The sequence below is a fragment of the Streptomyces sp. NPDC000404 genome (assembly GCF_040300365.1).
GTDB classification, from domain to species: Bacteria; Actinomycetota; Actinomycetes; order Streptomycetales; family Streptomycetaceae; genus Streptomyces; species Streptomyces ramulosus.
In genome coordinates this window covers 447,126-467,368 of record NZ_JBEPDN010000003.1, presented here as the reverse complement: position 1 = coordinate 467,368, position 20,243 = coordinate 447,126, and the positions used below count along the sequence as shown (strand labels likewise).

At 73.4% G+C, this 20,243-nt stretch carries 15 protein-coding genes and 1 riboswitch; of the genes, 2 read left to right on the top strand and 13 right to left on the bottom strand.

The features are described from left to right. Nucleotides 1–21: 21 nt before the first annotated feature. From ABT345_RS07995 to ABT345_RS07940, 12 genes are all read right to left on the bottom strand, one after another. The gene (locus tag ABT345_RS07995) at nt 22–1,332 is read right to left on the bottom strand and encodes a class I SAM-dependent methyltransferase (RefSeq protein ID WP_345090592.1); all 1,311 of its coding nucleotides are present in this window, start codon (nt 1,330–1,332) and stop codon (nt 22–24) included. A 199-nt stretch (nt 1,333–1,531) separates the two neighbouring features. Beyond that, entirely contained in the window at nt 1,532–2,914 is a 1,383-nt protein-coding gene (locus tag ABT345_RS07990) for an NAD(P)/FAD-dependent oxidoreductase (protein WP_345090589.1), read from the bottom strand. Nucleotides 2,915–3,371: 457 nt separating this feature from the next. Continuing rightward, a complete protein-coding gene (locus ABT345_RS07985) occupies nt 3,372–4,313 on the bottom strand; it encodes a Ppx/GppA phosphatase family protein (protein ID WP_345090586.1) in 942 nt (313 codons plus the stop codon). Further along, entirely contained in the window at nt 4,310–4,855 is a 546-nt protein-coding gene (locus tag ABT345_RS07980; protein WP_345090583.1) for a DUF501 domain-containing protein, read from the bottom strand. The genes ABT345_RS07985 and ABT345_RS07980 overlap by 4 nt, the downstream gene beginning before the upstream one ends. Before the next feature lie 86 nt (nt 4,856–4,941). Further along, nucleotides 4,942–5,397: an FtsB family cell division protein gene (locus ABT345_RS07975; RefSeq protein WP_345090580.1), complete on the bottom strand. Its 456-nt coding sequence runs from the start codon at nt 5,395–5,397 to the stop codon at nt 4,942–4,944. 179 nt (nt 5,398–5,576) lie between these two features. Continuing rightward, nucleotides 5,577–6,857, bottom strand: a complete 1,281-nt coding sequence (gene eno / locus ABT345_RS07970) for a phosphopyruvate hydratase (RefSeq protein WP_345090577.1) — start codon at nt 6,855–6,857, stop codon at nt 5,577–5,579. Between the two features lie 469 nt (nt 6,858–7,326). Continuing rightward, nucleotides 7,327–7,995, bottom strand: a complete 669-nt coding sequence (locus ABT345_RS07965) for a transglycosylase family protein (protein ID WP_345090574.1) — start codon at nt 7,993–7,995, stop codon at nt 7,327–7,329. 4 nt (nt 7,996–7,999) lie between these two features. After that, nucleotides 8,000–8,167: riboswitch (cyclic di-AMP (ydaO/yuaA leader) on the bottom strand. Between the two features lie 259 nt (nt 8,168–8,426). Next, complete coding sequence (locus ABT345_RS07960) at nt 8,427–9,437, bottom strand: transglycosylase family protein (RefSeq protein ID WP_345090571.1); 1,011 nt, start codon at nt 9,435–9,437, stop codon at nt 8,427–8,429. Nucleotides 9,438–9,669: 232 nt separating this feature from the next. Then, nucleotides 9,670–11,109, bottom strand: coding sequence for a cytochrome P450 family protein (locus tag ABT345_RS07955; protein WP_345090568.1), 1,440 nt, complete (start codon nt 11,107–11,109; stop codon nt 9,670–9,672). 245 nt (nt 11,110–11,354) lie between these two features. After that, the gene (locus tag ABT345_RS07950; RefSeq protein WP_345090565.1) at nt 11,355–12,380 is read right to left on the bottom strand and encodes a nucleoside triphosphate pyrophosphohydrolase; all 1,026 of its coding nucleotides are present in this window, start codon (nt 12,378–12,380) and stop codon (nt 11,355–11,357) included. Nucleotides 12,381–12,498: 118 nt separating this feature from the next. Then, a complete protein-coding gene (locus ABT345_RS07945) occupies nt 12,499–13,143 on the bottom strand; it encodes a SurA N-terminal domain-containing protein (protein WP_386460675.1) in 645 nt (214 codons plus the stop codon). A gap of 341 nt (nt 13,144–13,484) precedes the next feature. Continuing rightward, complete coding sequence (locus tag ABT345_RS07940; RefSeq protein WP_386460677.1) at nt 13,485–14,216, bottom strand: HNH endonuclease family protein; 732 nt, start codon at nt 14,214–14,216, stop codon at nt 13,485–13,487. Nucleotides 14,217–14,363: 147 nt separating this feature from the next. On the opposite strand from ABT345_RS07940, the gene ABT345_RS07935 reads away from it, so the two are divergent. Together ABT345_RS07935 and ABT345_RS07930 are read left to right on the top strand one after the other, a co-directional pair. Continuing rightward, on the top strand, nt 14,364–15,878 hold the full coding sequence (locus tag ABT345_RS07935; protein WP_345090559.1) for a DUF2079 domain-containing protein: 1,515 nt from the start codon (nt 14,364–14,366) through the stop codon (nt 15,876–15,878). A 52-nt stretch (nt 15,879–15,930) separates the two neighbouring features. Continuing rightward, nucleotides 15,931–16,464 (top strand): chloramphenicol phosphotransferase CPT family protein, encoded by a 534-nt coding sequence (locus tag ABT345_RS07930; protein WP_345090556.1) that lies wholly within the window; start codon nt 15,931–15,933, stop codon nt 16,462–16,464. A 100-nt stretch (nt 16,465–16,564) separates the two neighbouring features. Here ABT345_RS07930 and mfd read toward each other — a convergent pair whose 3' ends face one another. Beyond that, the gene (mfd, locus tag ABT345_RS07925; protein WP_345090553.1) at nt 16,565–20,113 is read right to left on the bottom strand and encodes a transcription-repair coupling factor; all 3,549 of its coding nucleotides are present in this window, start codon (nt 20,111–20,113) and stop codon (nt 16,565–16,567) included. Between the last annotated feature and the right edge of the window lie 130 nt (nt 20,114–20,243).

Genomic DNA, 20,243 nt, shown 5'->3' with positions numbered 1-20,243 from the left:
CCGGGGCCCTCCTGCATGCGCTCAGCCCTGCCAGACGCGCGGGCGCAGCGGCAGCCCCGACGCCCCGGAGTCCGGCGTCCGCACGGCGAGCACCTGGTTGACCCCTATGCGGTTGCGCTCGAAGGACAGCGCGGACGCGGCCATGTACAGCCGCCACACCCGGGCCCGGCCCGGCGTCGTCAGCCGCACCGCCTCCTTCCAGCGGGCCTCCAGATTGGCCACCCAGCGCCGCAGCGTCAGCGCGTAGTGCTCCCGCAGCACCTCGACGTCCCGCACCTCGAACCCGGCGTCCTCCAGCGCACCCGCGGTCCGGCCGACGGGCGCCAGCTCACCGTCGGGGAAGACGTACCGGTCGATGAACTCGTCGACGTGGTAGGTGTCCTCGTCGTCCAGCGGCCGCCGGGCGATCTGGTGGTTGAGCAGCCGCCCGCCGGGCTTGAGCAGGGCGTACAGGGCGCTCGCGTACTCGGCGTAGCGGGCCCGCCCGACGTGCTCGGCCATGCCGATCGAGGAGATCGCGTCGAACGGCTCGTCATGGATCTCGCGGTAGTCCTGCACCCGGATCTCCACCCGGTCGGCCAGCCCCTCCTCCGCGACCCGCTTACGGGCGTACGCCGCCTGCTCCTCGGAGAGGGTGATGCCGACGGCCCGGACGCCGTACTCGCGGGCGGCGTGCAACACCATCGAGCCCCAGCCGCAGCCCACGTCAAGGAGCCGCTGCCCCTCGGCGAGGCCGAGCTTGCGGCAGATCAGGTCGAGCTTGTCGCGCTGCGCCTGCTCCAGCGTCGCGTCGGGGCTCTCCCAGTACGCGCACGAGTAGACCATCGACGGGCCGAGCACCAGCGCGTAGAAGTCGTTGCCGACGTCGTAGTGGTGGCTGATGGCTTCCTTGTCGCGCAGCAGCGTGTGGAGCGGACCGCGGCGGGTGCGGGCCTCCTCGGCGGGCGGGGACGGCGGCAGCGGGGCGCCCGCGAGGGTCAGCAACTCCTTGGCCGCCGCGCGGATCTCGGGCCGCGCCAGGGCCCGCAGCAGGGGCGCGCGCCGCGGCGCGGGGGCGGCGGTGCCGCGCTCCCAGATGAGGCCGGCCAGCAGGTCGAGCGCCTCGTAGAGATCGCCCTCGATGTCGAGGTCACCGGCGACCCAGGCGCGGGCCAGGCCGAGTTCGCCGGGTTTGAAGAGCAGGCGGCGCAGTGCGCGGCGGTTGCGGAAGACGAGAACCGGGGCGCCCGGCGGGCCGAACTCGCTGCGGTCCCACGCGCGGATGCGGACCGGGAGCTTCGCCCCCAGCACCTCCTCGGCGAGCTTGGTGAGCCGTCCAGCGGCGTCGGCCATGTCGCACACCTCCGTCTTGACGAGTCGGCGAAACACTTTCACCGACCACGTAAACGCCGTGCAGGCGCCCGGATAGTCCCGTTCCCGCGTAAGGGGACGGTAAAGCGCGTCACGGCTCCGACGGCGGACATGCCGAAGGGCGCCCGCCCCACGGATGGCGGACGCCCTTCGGGCCGACCGGACTACTCCGGCCTGGAGATCAAGAAGCCTTGGCCTTCGGCTTGTCGGCCTCGGCGGCGGGCTTCGGCGCCGGCTTGGCGGCCTCGTAGAACTCCTCGCGGGGGTTCTGCATGGCGCTGAGCGAGACGACCTCGCGCTTGAGGAACATCGCGAGCGTCCAGTCGGCGAAGACCCGGATCTTGCGGTTGAACGTCGGCATCGCCATGCCGTGGTACGCGCGGTGCATGTACCAGGCGAGACGGCCCTTGAGCTTGATCTTCGCCTTGCCGACGACGATCATCGCGACGCCCTTGTGCAGGCCCAGGCCCGCCACGGCGCCCTTGTTGGCGTGGCTGTACTCCTTCTGCGGGAAGCCCCGCATGCCGGAGACCACGTTGTCGCCGAGGACCTTCGCCTGACGCAGCGCGTGCTGGGCGTTCGGCGGGCACCAGGCGTTCTCGTTGCCGGCCCGGCGGCCGACCATGTCCGGCACCTGGGCGTTGTCGCCCGCGGCCCAGATGTAGTCGGTGCCCTGCACCTGGAGGGTGGCGGCGGTGTCGACGTGGCCGCGCGGACCCAGCGGCAGACCGAAGCGGCCCAGCGCCGGGTTCGGCTTGACACCAGCGGTCCACACGATGGTGTTCGAGTCGACCTCAAGGCCGTTGTTGAGCACGACGTGACCGTCGACGCAGGAGTCCATGCCGGTCTTGAGGTAGACCTCGACGCCACGGCCCTCAAGGTGCGCCTTGCCGTACGCACCGAGCTTCGGACCGACCTCGGGGAGGATCTTGTCGGCGACGTCGACCAGCAGGAAGCGCATGTCTTCGCGCTTGACGTTGTTGTAGTACTTCGCAGCGTCGCGGGCCATGTCCTCGACCTCGCCGACGGTCTCCGCACCGGCGAAGCCGCCGCCGATGAAGACGAAGGTCAGCGCCTTGCGGCGGACCTCCTCGTCGGTGGTGGAGTCGGCCTTGTCCAGCTGCTCCAGCACGTGGTTGCGCAGCCCGATGGCCTCCTCGACGCCCTTCATGCCGATGCCGTTCTCGGCGAGGCCGGGGATCGGGAAGGTACGGGAGACCGCGCCCATCGCGATGACCAGGTAGTCGAAGGGCAGCTCGTACGCCTCGCCGACGAGCGGCGCGACGGTGGCGACCTTGCGGTCCTGGTCGATGGTGGTCACCCGGCCGGTGAGAACCTCCGCCTTGGGCAGCACACGCCGCAGCGGAACCACGACGTGGCGCGGGGAGATGCTGCCGGCCGCAGCTTCAGGGAGGAAGGGCTGGTACGTCATGTACGAGCGCGGGTCGACGACCGTGACGGTCGCCTCGCCGTACCGCATCTTCTTGAGGATGCGACGCGCCGCGTACAAACCTACGTACCCACCGCCTACAACGAGGATCCTGGGACGCTCCGTGGTGCTCATGCAATCGAGTATCCACCTCCCCTTGGGGGGCTGCTCGTGAGCCCCTTCACAAGAACCAAAGGGGTGTCTGCTACACTGCGCCGCCCCCGTGACGGACGCCATACCACTTCCGGGGAACCACTCGCCGCCGCGGCCCGTTGAGACCCCTTGTGATCAGGGCTTGTGAACCCAGGGGCGACCGAACCACACACCGGGTGAGCACCGGCACCGCCCGCGCTCTGCCGCACATTCCCCGCCTCAAGAGGTCCTAGGACCTTCGATTGAGGCCCGTAGGGCCCCTTTCTTCGGCCGTCGGCCACCTTTTTCATGTGAAGAGTTTCACGAACTTTTTCGGGGGCGCCGCGCGGCGGGGTGCCAGAAGGAGCTGAATCCCCGTGAGAAAGGGGCCGCACCCGGTGAACACGACGGCCCCCGCCACCCCAAGGCGGCAGGGGCCGTGCGGACCGTCCGGGGTGGCTCAGGCCAGGCTCCAGGCGATGCCGTCGAGGATGTCGTGCTCGCTGACCACGACCTCCTCGGCGCCCGTGCGGTCCATGATCTCCAGGAGGACGAGGGCGCCGGCGGCGATGACGTCGACGCGGCCCGGGTGGATGACCGGGATCGCGGCGCGTTCGGCGTGGGTGGAGGTGACCAGGCGGTCGGTGATCTCCGCGACGCGGGCGCGGGAGATGCGGGAGTGGTGGACGGCCGCCGAGTCGTAGTGGTCGAGGCCGAGGGCGATGGCGGCGACGGTGGTGACCGAGCCGGCCAGTCCGACGAGGGTGGCGGCCTCGCGGAGCGGGACGGCGGCCTCTGCCTCGTCGAGGGCGGCGGCCGTGTCGGCCCTGATCGCGGCGATCCGGTCGGCGGCCGGCGGGTCGCTGATCTCGCCGTCGCGCACCAGGTGCCGCTCGGTCATCCGCACGCAGCCTATGTCGACGGAGCGGGCGGCCCGGACGGAGCCGTCGCCGAGGACGAACTCGGTGGAGCCGCCGCCGATGTCGACGACGAGGTAGGGGCGGGCGAGATCGGGGCGGCCGGTCAGCTCCCGCGTCGCGCCGTTGAAGGAGAACTCCGCCTCCTGGTCGCCGGTGATGACCTCGGGCTCGACGCCCAGGATGTCCACCACGCCGCGCACGAAGTCGTCGCGGTTCTCCGCGTCGCGGGAGGCGGAGGTCGCCACGAAGCGGGTGCGCTCGGCGCCCAGCTCCTTGATGACCGCGGCGTACTCGCGGCAGGCGGCGAAGGTCCGCTCCAGCGCCTCGGGGGCGAGCCGCCCGGTGCGGTCCACGCCCTGGCCGAGGCGGACGATCTGCATCCGGCGGTCCAGCTCGGTCAGCTCACCGGTGGCCGCATCGACGTCGGCGACCAGCAGACGGATGGAGTTGGTGCCGCAGTCGACGGCGGCGACCCGGGTCATTCGGCGGCTCCTTCGGCGGCGGCCTCCTGGCAGGGGCTCACGCAGGGGCCCTTGCGCCACCACTCGGGCAGCATCGCGATCGCCTCGTCGCCGAGCGGGTTGACGCCGGGGCCGGCCGCGAGGGAGTGGCCGACGAGGACGTGCAGGCACTTGACGCGGTCCGGCATGCCGCCGGCGCTGGGGAAGCCCTGGAGGACCTCGATGGCGTCGCGGCGCCGGATGTAGTCCTCGTGGGCGGCGCGGTAGGCGGCGGCCAGCTCGGGGTCGGTGGCCAGCCGCTCGGTCATCTCCTTCATCACGCCGTTGGCCTCCAGCGTGCCGATGGCGGAGGCCGCGCGCGGGCACGTCAGGTAGTACAGCGTCGGGAACGGCGTGCCGTCCTCCAGGCGCGGGGCCGTCTCGACGACGTCGGGCTGACCGCAGGGGCAGCGGTGGGCGATGGCCCGCAGGCCGCGCGGCGGGCGGCCCAGCTGCTCCTTGAAGGCGGCGATGTCCGCGGCGGTGGGCTCGGTGGGCTCGGTCTGGGGCGGAGGCGTGTCCATGTGCGCTTTCGGTGGGATCTTCGATGGGGTCTTCGGCTGGGACTTCGGTGGGCTCACGGCCGTCGGCCGGACCGGAGCACGGTGCGTCACCGGTCGGCCGCGTCGACGTCGGCCCAGAGGTTCTGGTACCAGGGGCTGGAGGCCGCATCCGCGCCCCCGCGGGCGCCGCCGTCGTCGGCGCGCGAGCCGTCCTGGACGATATAACCCGTCTCGCCGGGGCGGACGAAGTGCAGATGCAGCCGGGCCTGCTGCTCGACGTAGGCGGGGTCGCGCCAGCGGGACTTCTCGTCGCGCAGCCGGTCCAGCGCCTTGGCCGCCTCCTGGGCCTTGCGGCGCTGGTCGGCGATGTCGGAGCGCTGCGAGACGTACTGCCGTATCGGGTAGGCGAGGGCGACGACGAGGGAGCACATGACGAGGGCCAGCAGGGCGGCCCGGCCGGTGAGGCGGTTGCGGCGGGGGCGCCGGACGCGCTGGACGCGGGCCGCCGCCTGTTCGCCGAGCGCCTTGAGCCGGGTCGCGGTCGAGAACCGGTCCGCGGACACGTCGCCTCCCCTGTTGGCCGACCGTCATGGAGTTCGTACGCTCCCGCCGGGCGGGGCCGTTCGGAAGCGCAGCCGTCCCCGGCAACGGTACGGGACCGTCGCCGGGGACGAACGCAGGCCGTGGCGGCGGGTGGCCCGCCCACGGTCGGGCGGAGCGGGACGCACCCGGCGCCGGGAGGTCAGCCCTTGAAACGCGGGAAGGCCGAGCGACCGGCGTAGACCGCCGCGTCGTCCAGGATCTCCTCGATGCGCAGCAGCTGGTTGTACTTGGCGACGCGCTCGGAGCGGGCCGGGGCGCCGGTCTTGATCTGGCCGCAGTTGGTGGCGACGGCCAGGTCGGCGATGGTGACGTCCTCGGTCTCGCCGGAGCGGTGCGACATCATGCACTTGAAGCCGTTGCGCTGGGCCAGCTCGACGGCGTCCAGGGTCTCGGTGAGCGAGCCGATCTGGTTGACCTTCACCAGGAGGGCGTTGGCGGAGCCCTCCTCGATGCCGCGGGCCAGGCGCTCGGGGTTGGTGACGAAGAGGTCGTCGCCGACGAGCTGGACCTTGGCGCCGAGCTTGTCGGTGATGACCTTCCAGCCGGCCCAGTCGTCCTCGAACAGCGGGTCCTCGATGGAGACCAGCGGGTAGGCCGCGACCAGCTCCTCGTAGTACTCCGTCATCTCGGCGGCGGAGCGCTCCTTGCCCTCGAACTGGTACTTGCCGTCCTTGTAGAACTCGGAGGCGGCGACGTCCAGGGCGAGCGCGATGTCCTGGCCGGGGGCGTAGCCGGCCTCGCGGATGGCCTCCAGGATGAGGTCGAGGGCCTCGCGGTTGGAGCCGAGGTTGGGGGCGAAGCCGCCCTCGTCGCCGAGGCCGGTGGCCAGGCCCTTGTTCTTCAGGACCTTCTTGAGGGTGTGGTAGACCTCGGCGCCCCAGCGCAGCGCCTCGGAGAAGGACTCCGCGCCGATCGGAGCGATCATGAACTCCTGGATGTCGACGTTGGAGTCGGCGTGCGACCCACCGTTGAGGATGTTCATCATCGGGACGGGCAGGACGTGCGCGTTCGGGCCGCCGAGGTAGCGGAAGAGCGGCAGGTCGCTGGCCTCGGAGGCGGCGTGCGCGACGGCGAGGGAGACGCCGAGGATGGCGTTGGCGCCCAGCGAGCCCTTGTTGTCGGTGGCGTCCAGGTCGAACATGGCCTGGTCGATGAGGCGCTGCTCGGTGGCGTCGTAGCCGACCAGCTCCGGGCCGATCTGCTCGATGACGGCGAGGACGGCCTTCTCGACGCCCTTGCCCTGGTAGCGGTTGGGGTCCCCGTCGCGCAGCTCGACGGCCTCGAAGGCTCCGGTGGAGGCACCGGACGGAACGGCGGCCCGGCCGGTGGAGCCGTCGTCGAGGCCGACCTCGACCTCGACCGTGGGATTACCTCGCGAGTCGAGAATTTCGCGGGCTACGACGACGTCGATGGACGGCACGTTGTCTCCTTCATGGGTGTCTGGAGTTCTGCGGCACGAGCCTAACGGCCCCCGGGCCCTTCGCTACCTCGCGGCCCGCAGTACGGGACGAAAGGTGCCTCGGACGCCGGGTTCCTGACATTCGACAACGAAAGCCGCGGAACGGAAAAGCAGCTGATAAGGGGCGGAGCACGACGCTGTGTCCGGGACCAGGGTACGGAACGGCGAAACCCCGCCTCGGCGCGCGGAGGCGGCGCCGGCGGTGAGCCGGTGCCGCCCCGGGGACGTGCGCGCCGGGCGGGGCATCCCGTGGGGGGTGGGTCCGCGGGTGAGCGGGGCTCCCGGGCGATGCCGGGGCCGTGGCCCGCGGGGTCCGGGCGGGCCGGTGCCGCCTCCCGGTCCGGTGTGCCGCGCGTACCGCCGTACGCGCGGGCGAGGGGGCCGGGAGGGGCGGGGGCCCGGGGGCGGGGCGGCGTGGCCCCGCGCGGGATCAGACGTTGAGCTTCTGGCCCGGGAAGATGAGGTTCGGGTTGGAGCCGATGACGGACTTGTTGTCCGCGTAGACCGACTTCCAGTTCTTGCCGTGCGCCTTGGCGATCTTCGCCAGGGTGTCGCCGGACTTCACGGTGTAGTTGCCGTGGCCCATGACGTGGTGCTGCGGGGTCGCCGGGCGGGTCTGCTGCGGGGCCTGCTGCTTCGGCGCCTGCTGCTTGGGGGCGGCCTTGGGCTGCGGAGCGGCCTTGGGGGCGGCCTTGGTGGTACCGGTGTTCAGGTCGGGGGACGGGCCACCGGCGGTGAGGTTGCCGGCGCCGGCGCAGGACCAGGCGCCCGGGCCCTGGATGGCGAGGAGCTTCTCGGCGGCCTGGATCTGCTGGGCCTTGGTGGCCTGGTCGGCGCGGGGCGCGAACTGGGTGCCACCGGCCGCCGCCCAGCTGGACTGGGAGAACTGCAGGCCACCGTAGTAGCCGTTGCCGGTGTTGATCGACCAGTTGCCGCCGGACTCGCACTGGGCGACGGCGTCCCAGGTGGCGACGGAGGCGGCGGAGGCGTTGGTGGCGCCCATCAGCGGGACGGCCACGGCGGCGCCGGCGACACCGGCGAGGGTGGCGACGCGGACGGCCTTGGAGGGACGACGGTGCTTGGCCTTGTTGATCAGCATGCTTCGTTTTCCTCACCGACGCCTGCGAGGTGAGCTGTCGGGTTCGGGCGGTGTGGATTGCCCGGCCGCGTGACGTGCACGCGGCTTCACCCCAAGCCGGTTGGCCCGCTTTCACGGGCGGGGCCGGCGCTTACCTTGGGTCCCCCGCTCCTGCCTTCGGCGCTTGCGCGTCGACCACCTTCGCCCACCGGCAGGATTCGGCGTGTGAACGAAGGGCCCGCTTTGGCGAGCGGTGCTGACCCAATCAGAACCTCCCGTGTCGTTCAAACCCCGCTTTCTGCACCCAGTTGACTGCGAATGACCGCAGAGCGCGCATATTTCCGCAGGTAGGGCAGGGTGTGGATGTGAAGGACAGGTTAGGACACCGCGGACAGCGACGAGAGCCATGTCTCACTTTCGCCAAAACGGGCAAAAGCCGCCTACCGCCTCGATCAGTGGCCCAGATCGAGGAGTTGACCTGGGCGGATGAGGTCCGGGTCGTCGCCGATGACGTCCTCGTTGCGCTCGTACAGCGCGGGCCAGCCGCCGGGCAGCTCCCGCGCCTCGGCGATGGCTGACAGGTTGTCACCGGAGCGCACGGTGTACGCGCCCGCGTCCGGGTCCGTCCGCTCGCCGCCGCGCGAGGCGTGCCGCCCCGGGGTGCGGTCGCCGTCCCCGTCGTCCCCGTCGGCGCCGCTGCCGCCGCGGTGGCGTCCGGAGCCGTCGCCACCGCGGGAGCCGTCGGCGTCCGCCGGAGGCGTCGTACGGGACGGGTGTCCGGAGGGGGTCGTGCGGTCGGACGGGTCGGCGGACGGCTCGTCGGGCACATCGGGCCCGCCGGGCCGCTGCGAGTCCTCGGGCGCCTTCGGGGAGCCGGTGGCGTCGGGGGTGCCGGGCGAGGTGGACGGGTCCGGGGCGTCGGACGGGTCGGCGGTGTCCGTCGGGGCGGACGGGTCGGCGGTGTCCGGGGTGCCGGGGGCCGGGGTCTCGTCCTGGTCGGAGTCGGTGCCGGTGCCGGTGTGGGCACCGTCCGCGCCGGCGGGCGGGGTGGTGACGGCGCCGCCGGGGTCGACGTCGGGCGCCTGGCCGTCCTCGGTGAGTCCGGCTTCGGTCGCGCAGCGCGGCCAGGCGTCCGGACCGCGCTCGGCGAGGATCGCCTGCGCCACGGCTATCTGCTGGGCGCGGCTGGCCAGGTCGGGCCGGGCGGCGTACGCCAGCCCGCCGTGGTCGCGCCACATGTCGAGGGTGAGCTGGAGGCCGCCGTAGAAGCCGTTGCCACTGGCGCTGGACCAGATGCCGCCGGACTCGCACTGGGCGACGCGGTCCCAGGTGGAGGCGTCGGCGGCGTGGGCGGCGCCCGCGCCGAGGAGGGGCAGGGCGAGGCCCGCGCCGGTCACACCCGCCGTGACAAAGAGGGCCGGTGCCTGGCGGGGGCGACGGTGTCTGCCGTTGCCGGTGCGCATGCGATTGCCTTTCGAGCGGCGGTTGAGTTGTCCGTCCCGCCGCCCCGGTCCGGCCGCCCGGGGTCCGGTACGGCGTCCACCGGGGCGATGGAGCGCGTGTTCGGTGGCAAGGTAGCCGGGCTCACGGGGCGTCACAAGCCGGTGTAGCGGAGATCACGTGTAGGTCACGCGCCTGACGGCAAGTCAACTTCCGGCCTTCGGACGGGCTTCCGCGCAGGTGGGCGGCGTGTCGTCAGGGGGCCGGGGTGAACTCCACGGGGAGGGTGCGCAGACCGCGCATGATGAGGCCGCCGCGCCACCGCAAATCGCCCGGTTCCGCCGCAAGTCGGATGTCGGGCAGGCGGGTCAGGAGGGTGGCGAGGGCGGTCTGCCCTTCGAGGCGGGCGAGCGGCGCGCCGAGGCAGTAGTGGATGCCGTGGCCGTAGCCGAGGTGCGGGTTGTCGGTGCGGCGCAGGTCGAGGGTGTCGGGGGCGTCGAAGCGTGCGGGGTCGCGGTCGGCGGCGGCGAGCACCACCAGCACCGGATCGCCCACGGCTATCCGCTCGCCGCCGAGCGTCAGCTCCTCGGTCGCGAACCGCCAGGTGGCCAGCTCGACCGGGCCGTCGTAGCGCAGCAGCTCCTCGATGCCGGTGGCCAGGACGTCGCGGTCGCCGGCGGCCAGCGACTTCTGGAGGAGTTCGCGCTGGTCGGGGGTGCGCAGCAGGGCGTAGGTGCCGTTGCCGATGAGGTTGACGGTGGTCTCGAAACCGGCGAAGAGGAGGATGAACGCCATCGCGGCGACCTCGTTCTCGGTGAGGTGCTCGCCGTGGTCGGAGGCGCGGATCAGGCCGGAGATCAGGTCCTCGTCGGGCGCGGGCTCGGGCGGCAGGGCGGCGCGCTTGCGGTGGATCAGCTCGGCGAGGTAGCCGCGGATCTTCTTGACCGCCTTGGCGACGCCGCCGCGCGGACCGCCGCCGGTGCCGCCCGGTTTGGTGTGGCGGAGCATCATCCCGGCCCAGTCCCGGAAGTCGTCCTGGTCCTCGCGCGGGACGCCGAGCAGGTCGCAGATGGCGTAGATCGGCAGCGGGAAGGCGAACTCGTGGATGAGGTCGGCCTCGCCGCGGGCGGCGAAGCCGTCGATGAGCGCGTCGGTCAGCTCCTGGACGCGCGGGGCGAAGGCGGCGACGCGGCGCGGGGTGAACGCCTTGGAGACCAGGCGGCGCAGCCGGGTGTGGTCGGGTGGGTCGATGTTGAGCAGATGCGTCATGAGGTTGGCGCTGCGCTCGCCGGGGATGCCGACCTTGCCCTTGCCGTGGGCGCCCTCGCTGTGGTGCACCGGGTTCTTCGACAGCCGGGAGTCGGCGAGCGCCTGCCGCGCGTCGGCGTACCGCGTCACCAGCCATGCCTCGACACCGCTGGGCAGCTCCGTGCGGTGCACCGGTGCGTGCTCCCGCAGCCAGGCGTAGGCCGGGTACGGGTCGGCGCCGAACTCCCAGGTGAAGAGGGCGGGGGCGGGCGGATCGGCGGCCGCGGGGCGCGCGGCCTCCCCGGCGCCCGTGGCGGCCGTCGGGCAGCGGGCGGCGGACGGCGCGTCGCCGGGCGCCGGGCCCGCGGGGCGGACGGCCGGGGCGGGGACGGCCGGGCCCGGGGCCGGGAGGGTCGTGTCGGGGGCGGTGTCGGGCGTGTGGTGCACCTTTCGACGGTAACCGCTGCTGGGGGCGGTGCGGACGGCGCGGTGCGGGCGGGGGGGCGGCCTGCGCTCGGGGGCCGGGGGCCGCCCGGGGACAGGGCCGGTGGCCGGGGGCCGCTGCCCGGGGACGTGGGGCCACCCGGCTGCGGCTGCGGCTGCGGCTGCGGCTGCGGCTGCGGCTGCGGCCAAGCATCGGCAACGCCCGCGCTCGGGGCCGAGGCCGCCCGGGGCGCGGGGCCCGCCACCCCTTATTCGGGTATCTCCTCCGCCCCGGAGACCGGCAGGCCCTCCGCCGCGCGGATGGCGTCGCGGTAGGTGCGGGCGGCGGCGCGGAGGGCGGTTTCGGGGTCGGTGCCCTCGGCCTCGGCGCGGGCGGCCAGGGCCAGGAGTTCGTAGCCGATGCCGGGGGCCGCGGGGCGGACGTCGAGGCCGGCCGTGCGGGCGCGGGAGGCGAGCTTGGCGGCGAGGGCCAACGCGGGCTGGGTGAGCGGGACGCCGTCGGTGACCGAGGCGCGCCGCTTCTCGGTGGCCTTGGTGCGCAGCCAGTGCGCCCGGACCTCCTCGGGCGTCTCGGCCGGCTCGTCCCCGAAGACGTGCGGATGGCGGTGGATCAGCTTCTCCACGATCGTCCCGGCGACATCGTCGACCGAGAACGGTGCGTCGGGGTCGTCCTGGGCGATCCGGGCGTGGAAGACGACCTGGAGCAGGACATCGCCCAGCTCCTCGCGCAGCGCCTCGCGGTCGCCGGTCTCGATGGCCTCGACCAGCTCGTACGTCTCCTCCAGCGCGTACTTGGCGAGGTCCTCGTGCGTGCGGATGCCCGTCCACGGGCAGCTGGTGCGGATGCGGTCCATGACCTGGACGAGGTCGAGCAGCCGGGCGCCCGGCAGGTCGTAGGCGCCGGGCAGCAGCTCCAGGTCGGGCATGGTCTCGCGGCCGGAGCCGGCGAGCCGGGCCAGGCCGTCGGTCAGGGTGCTCTCGCCGTCGGCGGAGGTGAGGACGACGACCGTGCGGTCGCCGGCGACGCAGTCGTCGACCAGCTCGCGGGCGCCGGGGACGGCGGACTCCACCGTGACGCCTGCCTCGCGCAGATAGGGCAGCTGCGGATGGGCGGCGTCCGCGCAGCACACGCGGTCGGCGGCGCGCAGCGTCCGCCAGGCGTTCCAGGACAGCAGGCCGGGGGCGACCCGGTGGCTGGTGGTGAGCAGGACCAGGCGCCCGGTGCCGCCCTCGGGGCGGGCAGCGGCGTCGGCGGAGGGCACGTCAGCGTTCACCCCTCGAACGTAACGCACCCCACCGACAGCGCCCCGCGCCGCGAACCGGCGGCGGCCCCGGCACCCGCTGGCCGCGCCGGCCGGACGGGTGCCGGGGCCGCTCCCCGGGGCGTATCGGCTACGCCTGCTGCCGGGCGCCGGAGGCGTGGGAGATCCACGGGTCCTTGGTCTCGCCGAGGATCACCCGGCGGTCGTTCCAGCGGCCGAAGCGCGGGTTGACGTCGACGCCCATGGCGCGGGAGGTGCGGGCGAGGTTGTCGACGAGGCGGCGCTGGCCCTCGGCGCTGGCGCGGTCGGCGCCGATCTTCTTGGCGAGGCCGTCCAGCAGGAGTTGGTTGCGGACGGTCGCATCGACCTCGTCGGGGGCGACGGACTGCTGCTGCAGCCAGACGGCCTTCAGCCGCTCCGGGCCGCCCAGTTCCCGCTCGGCGGTGGTCCGCCACTTCTGCACATCGGCGCGGCTGACGGTCACCCCGGCGCGGTCCGCACTGCGCTCCAGGACCCGCCGGAAGATCATGCCGTTGAGGGTGACCAGGCTCAACTGGCCGGTGTTGGAGATGAGTTGACCGCCCTGCGGGGACTCGCTCTGGGCCCGGCGTACGTCCTTGACCTTCGCCTGGAGCTGGGCGACGGTGATCCGCTCGCCGCCGACGATCGCGGCGGCACCGGGGTGCGCGTCGCTGCCGCAGGCGGTGAGCAGCGGGGTCGCGGCCAGCAGGGCGGCGGAGACGGATACGGAGAGCACTGTCCTACGGCGGAGCACGGGGCCTCCCGGCAGAGATCGTGAACGAGACGGCGCGGCGCGAACGCCGTGCGGCGGCGGTGGGCGGGGCGCCCCCGGCGGGTGCCGGGAGCGGTCATCTCATCGATCTGGCGTTGATCGATAGTAGGGAGTCCGGGTGCCCCGGGCCACCGGTTGGCCAACGATTCCCCAGGTTTTTGGGTACGCGGGGCGGGGCACGGCGGGACCTTCGCCCACCGGGCACCGAGCGGGGCGCCGCAGGCCCTTCGCCCACCGGGCGGGGCGCCACGGGACCTTCGCCCCGGGCGCCCCGGTGGGCGCGCGCCCGGCCGTGCGCCGGACGCGCCCGCCGTCCGCCGCCGCTACTTCGCCGTGAAGCGCTCCGGCGCCTCGGTCGGGTTGCCGCCGGTCGGCAGCTTCTCGCCCGGGCAGCCGTCCAGCACCTTCGACATCGCCGCCTTCTCGTCCCGGGTGACCCACAGGCCGTACTTCTTCTTCACCGCGACCTGCCGGGCGACGTAGGTGCAGCGGTAGCCCTGGTTCTCCGGCAGCCAGGCGGCGGCGTCGCCGTCGCTCTTGCTGCGGTTGGCGGACGCCTCCACGGCGATGAGGTTCAGCGGGTCGTTGGCGAGCGCGATCCGCTTGCGCGGCTCCCAGCGGGCGGCGCCCTTCTGCCAGGCGTCGGAGAGCGCGACGACATGGTCGATGTCGACCTTGCTGCTGCCGCGCTGGTAACGGATGGTGCCGCCGGTGTACGGGTCGTCGGTGAGCGTCCCGGAGGTGACGGCGCAGGTCTTGCCGCGGTGCTTGGTGTTCTCCAGATCGCGCTCAAGGATGTCGTCGCGGGTGCCGCAGCCGTTGCCGTCGGTGTCGGCCCAGGCGCTGCCGAAGCGGTTGCGGGCGTAACCGTCCTGCGAGCCGCGCTTCTTGACGGGCAGTTCGGCCACCGCCGCCAGGGCGGAGCCGGGCGTGCCGGACGGCGTCGCGCCGGCCTTGGCGTCCGTGCCCCCCGGCCCGTCGGCGGGCGAACAGCCGGTCAGGGTGAGCAGTGCGGCGACGGCGGCGATGGGCAGCGCGGTCCGTATCCGGTTCAAGTCGGGTGTCCCCTCAGGTAGCTGGGCCGCCGGAGCGCCCGGTGGCCGGTCCGGCGAAGGAGCGTACGCGCCACGGGGCAGGTACGCCGTAACCGCCCGGTTCGACGGCTTCGAGTATCTTTTCGGAAGCCGAGACGGAGGACACGCATGGACACGGCCGCAGCGACCGCAGCGGGCGCCGGTCCCGCCGTGCCCGGCACGGCGACCGGAACGCCGCCCGGGCAGCGGACCGCCCCGCCCGACGCCCCCCGCGACGCCCCCCGCGACGCGCAGCCCGCCGGACCCGGCCCGCGCCGCCTCGCCGGGTGGCGTGCGCCGCGCCTCGATCCGTGGTGGCTGGCGGCCCTGCTCTTCGCCGCGTACGCCACGCTGTCGCTGCTGCGGCACCTCACGATGGGCACCGCCTCCTGGGACCTCGGCATCTTCGAGCAGGCGGTGCGCGGTTACGCCCACCTCGGGGCGCCGATCGTCGACCTGAAGGGGCCGGGCACCAACGTCCTGGGCGACCACTTCAGCCCGGTGCTGATCCTGCTCGCCCCCCTCTACCGGCTGCTGCCCTCCCCCCTGACGCTGCTGACGGCGCAGGCGGCGCTGTTCGCGCTGTCGTCGGTGCCGGTCACCCGCACCGCCGCCCGGTACCTGGGACGCGCCCGGGGCCTGGCGCTCGGCGTCGCGTACGGGCTGTCGTGGGGCCTGCAAAAAGCGATCGACTTCGACTTCCACGAGATCGCGTTCGCGCTCCCGCTGCTGGCGTTCGCGCTGGAGGCGGTGGTGCGCGGGCGGTGGACGGCGGCGGTGTGCTGGGCCGCGCCGCTGGTGCTGGTCAAGGAGGATCTGGGGGTCACCGCCGCCGCCGTCGGCGTGGTGGTGCTGATCCGTGCGCGGCAGGCGCTGCCGCTCGCCGTCGCGCTGATCGGCTTCGGGCTGGCCGCCACCGCCGTCACCCTCGGCGTGATCATCCCCGGCTTCAACGGCACCGGCTCGTACGACTACTGGACCAAGCTCGGCGGCGACGGTGCGCAGGGGCCGGCGATCGGGGCGGGGGAGGCGCTGCACACCCTGCTGTGGGTGCTGCTGCCCACCACCGGTCTGCTGGCGCTGCGTTCACCGCTGCTGCTGGCCGCGGTGCCGACGCTCGGCTGGCGGTTCGTCTCCCACGAGCCGCACTACTGGGGCATCGACTGGCACTACAACGCGGTGCTGATGCCGGTGGTCTTCCTCGCGCTCGTCGACGCGCTGGAGCGGGCGGGGCGTTCGCCGCGGCCCTGGCTGCGCTCGCTGGCGGGCCAGCTCCCGGCCGCCGCCGTCGCCGCGGCGCTGGCGCTGACCACCGCGCTGCCGCTGGCCCGCCTCACCGAGCCGGCGACGTACCGCATCCCGCCGGAGGTCACCGCCGCCGAGCGGCTGCTGGCGACCGTCCCGGACGGGGCGAGCGTCGAGGCGGACATCCGGCCGCTGTCCCGGCTCGTCTCGCGCACCCGGGTGTTCTGGATCGGCGACACCCGCGGCATCGCCCCCGACTACGTCGCCGTGCAGCTGGGCGAGGGCCGCACGGCGGCGCAGGTCCGCACCGAGGCCGGGCAGCGGCATCCGGGCGCCCGCTACGCGGTGTCCGGTACGGCCGGGGACTTCGTGGTGCTGCGGCGGGTGTCCGGGCCCTGAGCCGGGCGGAAATCCGGAGGCGGCGGCGGGCCGCGGTCGTTACGGTGGCGCGATGGCCTTCCAGGTGATCGTTCTCAACGGCGGATCCAGCTCCGGCACGTCGTCGCTGGCCCGCGCCCTCCAGGACGTCCTGCCACGCCCGTGGCTGACGTTCGGCGTCGACAGTCTGATCGAGGCGCTGCCGCCGGGTCTGATGGACGATCCGGACGGGCTGGTCCTCGGCGCGGACGGCTCGGTCACGCCCGGCGCGGCCTTCCAGGCGCTTCAGGAGAGCTGGCGGCACGGTGTCGCGGCGGTCGTCCGCGCCGGGGCGCCGGTCATCCTCGACGAGGTGTTCCTCGGCGGCGTCGAGGGGCGCCGCGCCTGGGAGCGCGCGCTGGGCGAGCTGTCCGCGCTGTGGGTCGGCGTCCGCTGCGACGCGGCCGTCGCCACCGCCCGCGAGAGCGCCCGCCCCGACCGCGTCCCCGGCATGGCCGCGGCTCAGGCGTCCCTGGTCCACCGCGGGATGACGTACGACATCGAGGTCGACACCGGCCGCCACACCCCGCGGGAGTGCGCGCGGAAGGTGGCGGAGCTGGTGGGCTGAGCGGCGCGCGGGCGGCGGCGCGCGGGCGCCGGGCCCGGGCGGCGGCCGCGTACGGGCCGCAGGCGCGCCGCCGCCGGCCCGTATCCGCGGATCGGCCGCCTCACGCCCCCAGGATCGTCGTCAGGAACTCCCCCACCCACGCCAGCAGTTCCCGGCCGACCAGCGGCTTGCCGCCGATCTTGCCGGTGGTGGGGCGGGGCACCAGCACCTGGTGGGTGGCCGGCTTGAGGACGGAGCGCGGATGGAGGCGCTTGAGGCGCAGCTCCTGGGACTCGCGCAGCTCCACCGGGCCGAAGCGGACATTGGAGCCCTGGAGGGTGATGTCGCTGACGCCGCAGGCCCGCGCCAGCATCCGCAGCCCGGCGACCAGCAGCAGATTCTCCACCGGCTCGGGCAGCTTGCCGTAACGGTCGGTCAGCTCCTCGCGGACCGCCGCGATGTCCTCCTCGCTCGACGCCGCCGCGATCGCCCGGTACGCCTGGAGGCGCAGCCGCTCGCCGGGCGCGTAGTCGTGCGGGACGTGCGCGTCGACCGGCAGCTCGATCTTGACCTCCAGCGGCGGCTCCTCCTCCACCCCGCCTTCCAGCGACGCGCGGTAGTCCGCCACCGCCTCGCCGACCATCCGCACGTACAGGTCGAAGCCGACACCGGCGATGTGGCCGGACTGCTCGCCGCCCAGCAGATTGCCCGCGCCGCGGATCTCCAGGTCCTTCATGGCGACGTACATACCGGCGCCCATCTCGGTGTGCTGCGCGATCGTCGCCAGCCGCTCGTGGGCGGTCTCCGTCAGCGGCTTCTCCGGCGGGTAGAGGAAGTAGGCGTAGCCGCGGTCGCGGCCGCGGCCCACCCGGCCGCGCAGCTGGTGCAGCTGGGAGAGGCCGAAGTTGTCGCCGCGCTCGACGATGAGGGTGTTGGCGTTGGAGATGTCGATGCCGGACTCGACGATCGTGGTGGAGACCAGCACATCGAACTTCTTCTCCCAGAAGTCCACGACGACCTGCTCCAGGGCCTGTTCGGACATCTGGCCGTGGGCGGTGGCGATCCGCGCCTCCGGCACGATCTCGCGCAGCCGCGCCGCCGCCCGGTCGATGGACTCGACGCGGTTGTGGATGTAGAAGACCTGGCCCTCACGGAGCAGTTCACGGCGGATGGCCGCGCCGATCTGCTTCTGCTCGTACGGCCCGACGAAGGTGAGCACCGGGTGGCGCTCCTCGGGCGGGGTGGTGATCGTCGACATCTCGCGGATGCCGGTGACGGCCATCTCCAGGGTGCGGGGGATGGGCGTCGCGGACATCGTCAGGACGTCGACGTTGGCGCGGAGCTTCTTCAGCTGCTCCTTGTGCTCGACGCCGAAGCGCTGCTCCTCGTCGACGATGACCAGGCCGAGGTCCTTGAACTTCGTCTCGGAGGAGAAGAGGCGGTGGGTGCCGATGACGATGTCGACGGAGCCGTCCCTGAGCCCTTCCAGCGTCGCCTTGGACTCGGTGTCGGTCTGGAAGCGGGAGAGCGCGCGGACGTTGACGGGGAACTGTCCGTACCGCTCGGTGAAGGTGCCGTAGTGCTGCTGGACGAGGAGGGTCGTCGGGACGAGGACGGCGACCTGCTTGCCGTCCTGCACGGCCTTGAAGGCGGCTCTCACAGCAATTTCGGTTTTACCGTACCCAACATCGCCGCAGATCAGCCTGTCCATCGGGACCGACTTCTCCATGTCCTCCTTGACCTCGGCGATGGTGGTGAGCTGGTCCGGCGTCTCCGCGTACGGGAAGGCGTCCTCCAGCTCGCGCTGCCAGGGGGTGTCCGGGCCGAAGGTGTGGCCGGGCGCCGCCATCCGCGCGGAGTACAGCTTGATGAGGTCGGCGGCGATCTCCTTGACCGCCTTCTTCGCCCGCGCCTTGGTCTTCGTCCAGTCGGCGCCGCCGAGGCGGTGCAGCGTCGGGGCCTCGCCGCCGACGTACTTGGTGACCTGCTCCAGCTGGTCGGTGGGGATGTAGAGCCGGTCGCCGGGCTGGCCGCGCTTGGCGGGGGCGTACTCGACGAGGAGGTACTCGCGGGTGGCGCCCTGGACGGTGCGCTGCACCATCTCGATGTAGCGGCCCACGCCGTGCTGTTCGTGGACGATGAAGTCGCCGGCCTTGAGGGTCAGCGGGTCGATGGTCTTGCGGCGGCGGGCCGGCATCCGGCCCAGCTCCTTGGCGGCGGCCTTCTGCCCGGACAGATCGGTCTCGGTGAGGACGGCGAGCCGCAGCCCCGGGTCGAGGAAGCCGGTGTCGAGGGAGCCGCAGGCGACATGGACGACGGACGGCGCGAGCGCGGTCAGCTCGGCGTCGAGGCGGGCGGCGATGCCCTCCCCGCCGAGCACCTCGACGGTGCGGGCGGCGGGGCCGTGGCCCTCGGTGACGTAGACGGTGCGCCAGCCGTCGGCGAGCCAGCCCTTGGTGTCGGCGAGGGCGCGGGCGGTGTCGCCGCGGTAGGTGTCGGGGGCGTGCATGCCGAGGGTGAGGGTGTCGCCCGCGTCGGCGGCGGTGGTCTCGTCGGCGGCGAACGGGCTGAGGGACCACCACATCATCCCCAGCTCACGGGCGTGGGCGCGGACATCGGCGATGCCCCACAGGGACGCCGCACCCACGTCGATCGGCGCCTCTCCCCCGCCCGCGCTGGCCGCCCAGGACGCCTGGAGGAACTCCTGGCTGGTGGCGACGAGGTCGGCGGCGCGGGTGCGGACCCGCTCCGGGTCGCAGACCACGGCCATGCTGCCGGCGGGCAGCACGTCCAGCAGCAGCTCCATGTCGTCGACGAGGACCGGCGCGAGGGACTCCATGCCCTCGACGGCGATCCCCTCGGCGATCTTGCCGAGGAGTTCGCCCAGCTCCGGGTGGTCCTCGGCGAGGGCGGCGGCCCGCTCCCGCACCTCGTCGGTGAGCAGCAGCTCGCGGCAGGGCGGCGCCCACAGGCCGTGCTCGGCGACCTCCAGGGACCGCTGGTCGGCGACCTTGAAGTAGCGGATCTCCTCGACGTCGTCGCCCCAGAACTCGATCCGGAGCGGATGCTCCTCGGTGGGCGGGAAGACGTCCAGGATGCCGCCGCGGACGGCGAACTCGCCGCGCTTCTCGACCAGTTCGACCCGGGCGTACGCGGCGGCCGCGAGCCCGTCGACGACCTCGCCGAGATCGGCGCTCTGCCCCGTGCGCAGGCTGACGGGGACGAGATCGCCGAGCCCCTTGACCTGCGGCTGGAGCACGGAGCGGATGGGCGCGACGACGACGGAGACCGGGCCGGTGGCCGGGTCGTCGGGGCTGGGGTGGGCGAGGCGGCGCAGCACCGCGAGGCGGCGGCCGACGGTGTCCGAGCGGGGCGAGAGCCGCTCGTGCGGCAGCGTCTCCCAGGAGGGGAACTCCACGACGGTGTTCTCCTCGCCGGCCGGGACCAGGGTGCGCAGCGCGGCGGCGAGGTCCTCGGCCTCCCGGCCGGTGGCGGTCACCGCGAGCACCGGCCGCTTCGCGTCCCGGGCGAGCGCGGCCACCGCGAAGGGGCGGGCGGCGGGCGGGCCGACGAGGTCCACATGCGGGCGGTGGCCGTCGGTCGCGGCCTGCACCGCTTCGGCGAGCGCCGGATCCTTGACGACGGCGTCGAGCAGACCAGCAAGGCTCATGAGAGGTTCCGTCCCAGCGAGGCGAACAACGCGAACAGCCCGGCGCGTCGATCTGGGCCGGGGCGGTCCCCATGTCGATCGGGCCGGGGTTGCCCACCTTACGCCCGACCACCGACAGACCGCCGCGCGA

Excerpts from the sequence above, each read along its gene's own strand:
- ABT345_RS07930 (WP_345090556.1), top strand. The coding sequence starts at position 15,931 with ATGGCCTTCCAGGTGATCGTTCTCAACGGCGGATCCAGCTCCGGCACG.
- ABT345_RS07995 (WP_345090592.1), bottom strand. The coding sequence starts at position 1,332 with ATGGCCGACGCCGCTGGACGGCTCACCAAGCTCGCCGAGGAGGTGCTG.
- ABT345_RS07935 (WP_345090559.1), top strand. The coding sequence starts at position 14,364 with ATGGACACGGCCGCAGCGACCGCAGCGGGCGCCGGTCCCGCCGTGCCC.
- ABT345_RS07960 (WP_345090571.1), bottom strand. The coding sequence starts at position 9,437 with ATGCGCACCGGCAACGGCAGACACCGTCGCCCCCGCCAGGCACCGGCC.
- mfd (WP_345090553.1), bottom strand. The coding sequence starts at position 20,113 with ATGAGCCTTGCTGGTCTGCTCGACGCCGTCGTCAAGGATCCGGCGCTC.
- ABT345_RS07985 (WP_345090586.1), bottom strand. The coding sequence starts at position 4,313 with ATGACCCGGGTCGCCGCCGTCGACTGCGGCACCAACTCCATCCGTCTG.
- ABT345_RS07965 (WP_345090574.1), bottom strand. The coding sequence starts at position 7,995 with ATGCTGATCAACAAGGCCAAGCACCGTCGTCCCTCCAAGGCCGTCCGC.
- ABT345_RS07990 (WP_345090589.1), bottom strand. The coding sequence starts at position 2,914 with ATGAGCACCACGGAGCGTCCCAGGATCCTCGTTGTAGGCGGTGGGTAC.
- ABT345_RS07980 (WP_345090583.1), bottom strand. The coding sequence starts at position 4,855 with ATGGACACGCCTCCGCCCCAGACCGAGCCCACCGAGCCCACCGCCGCG.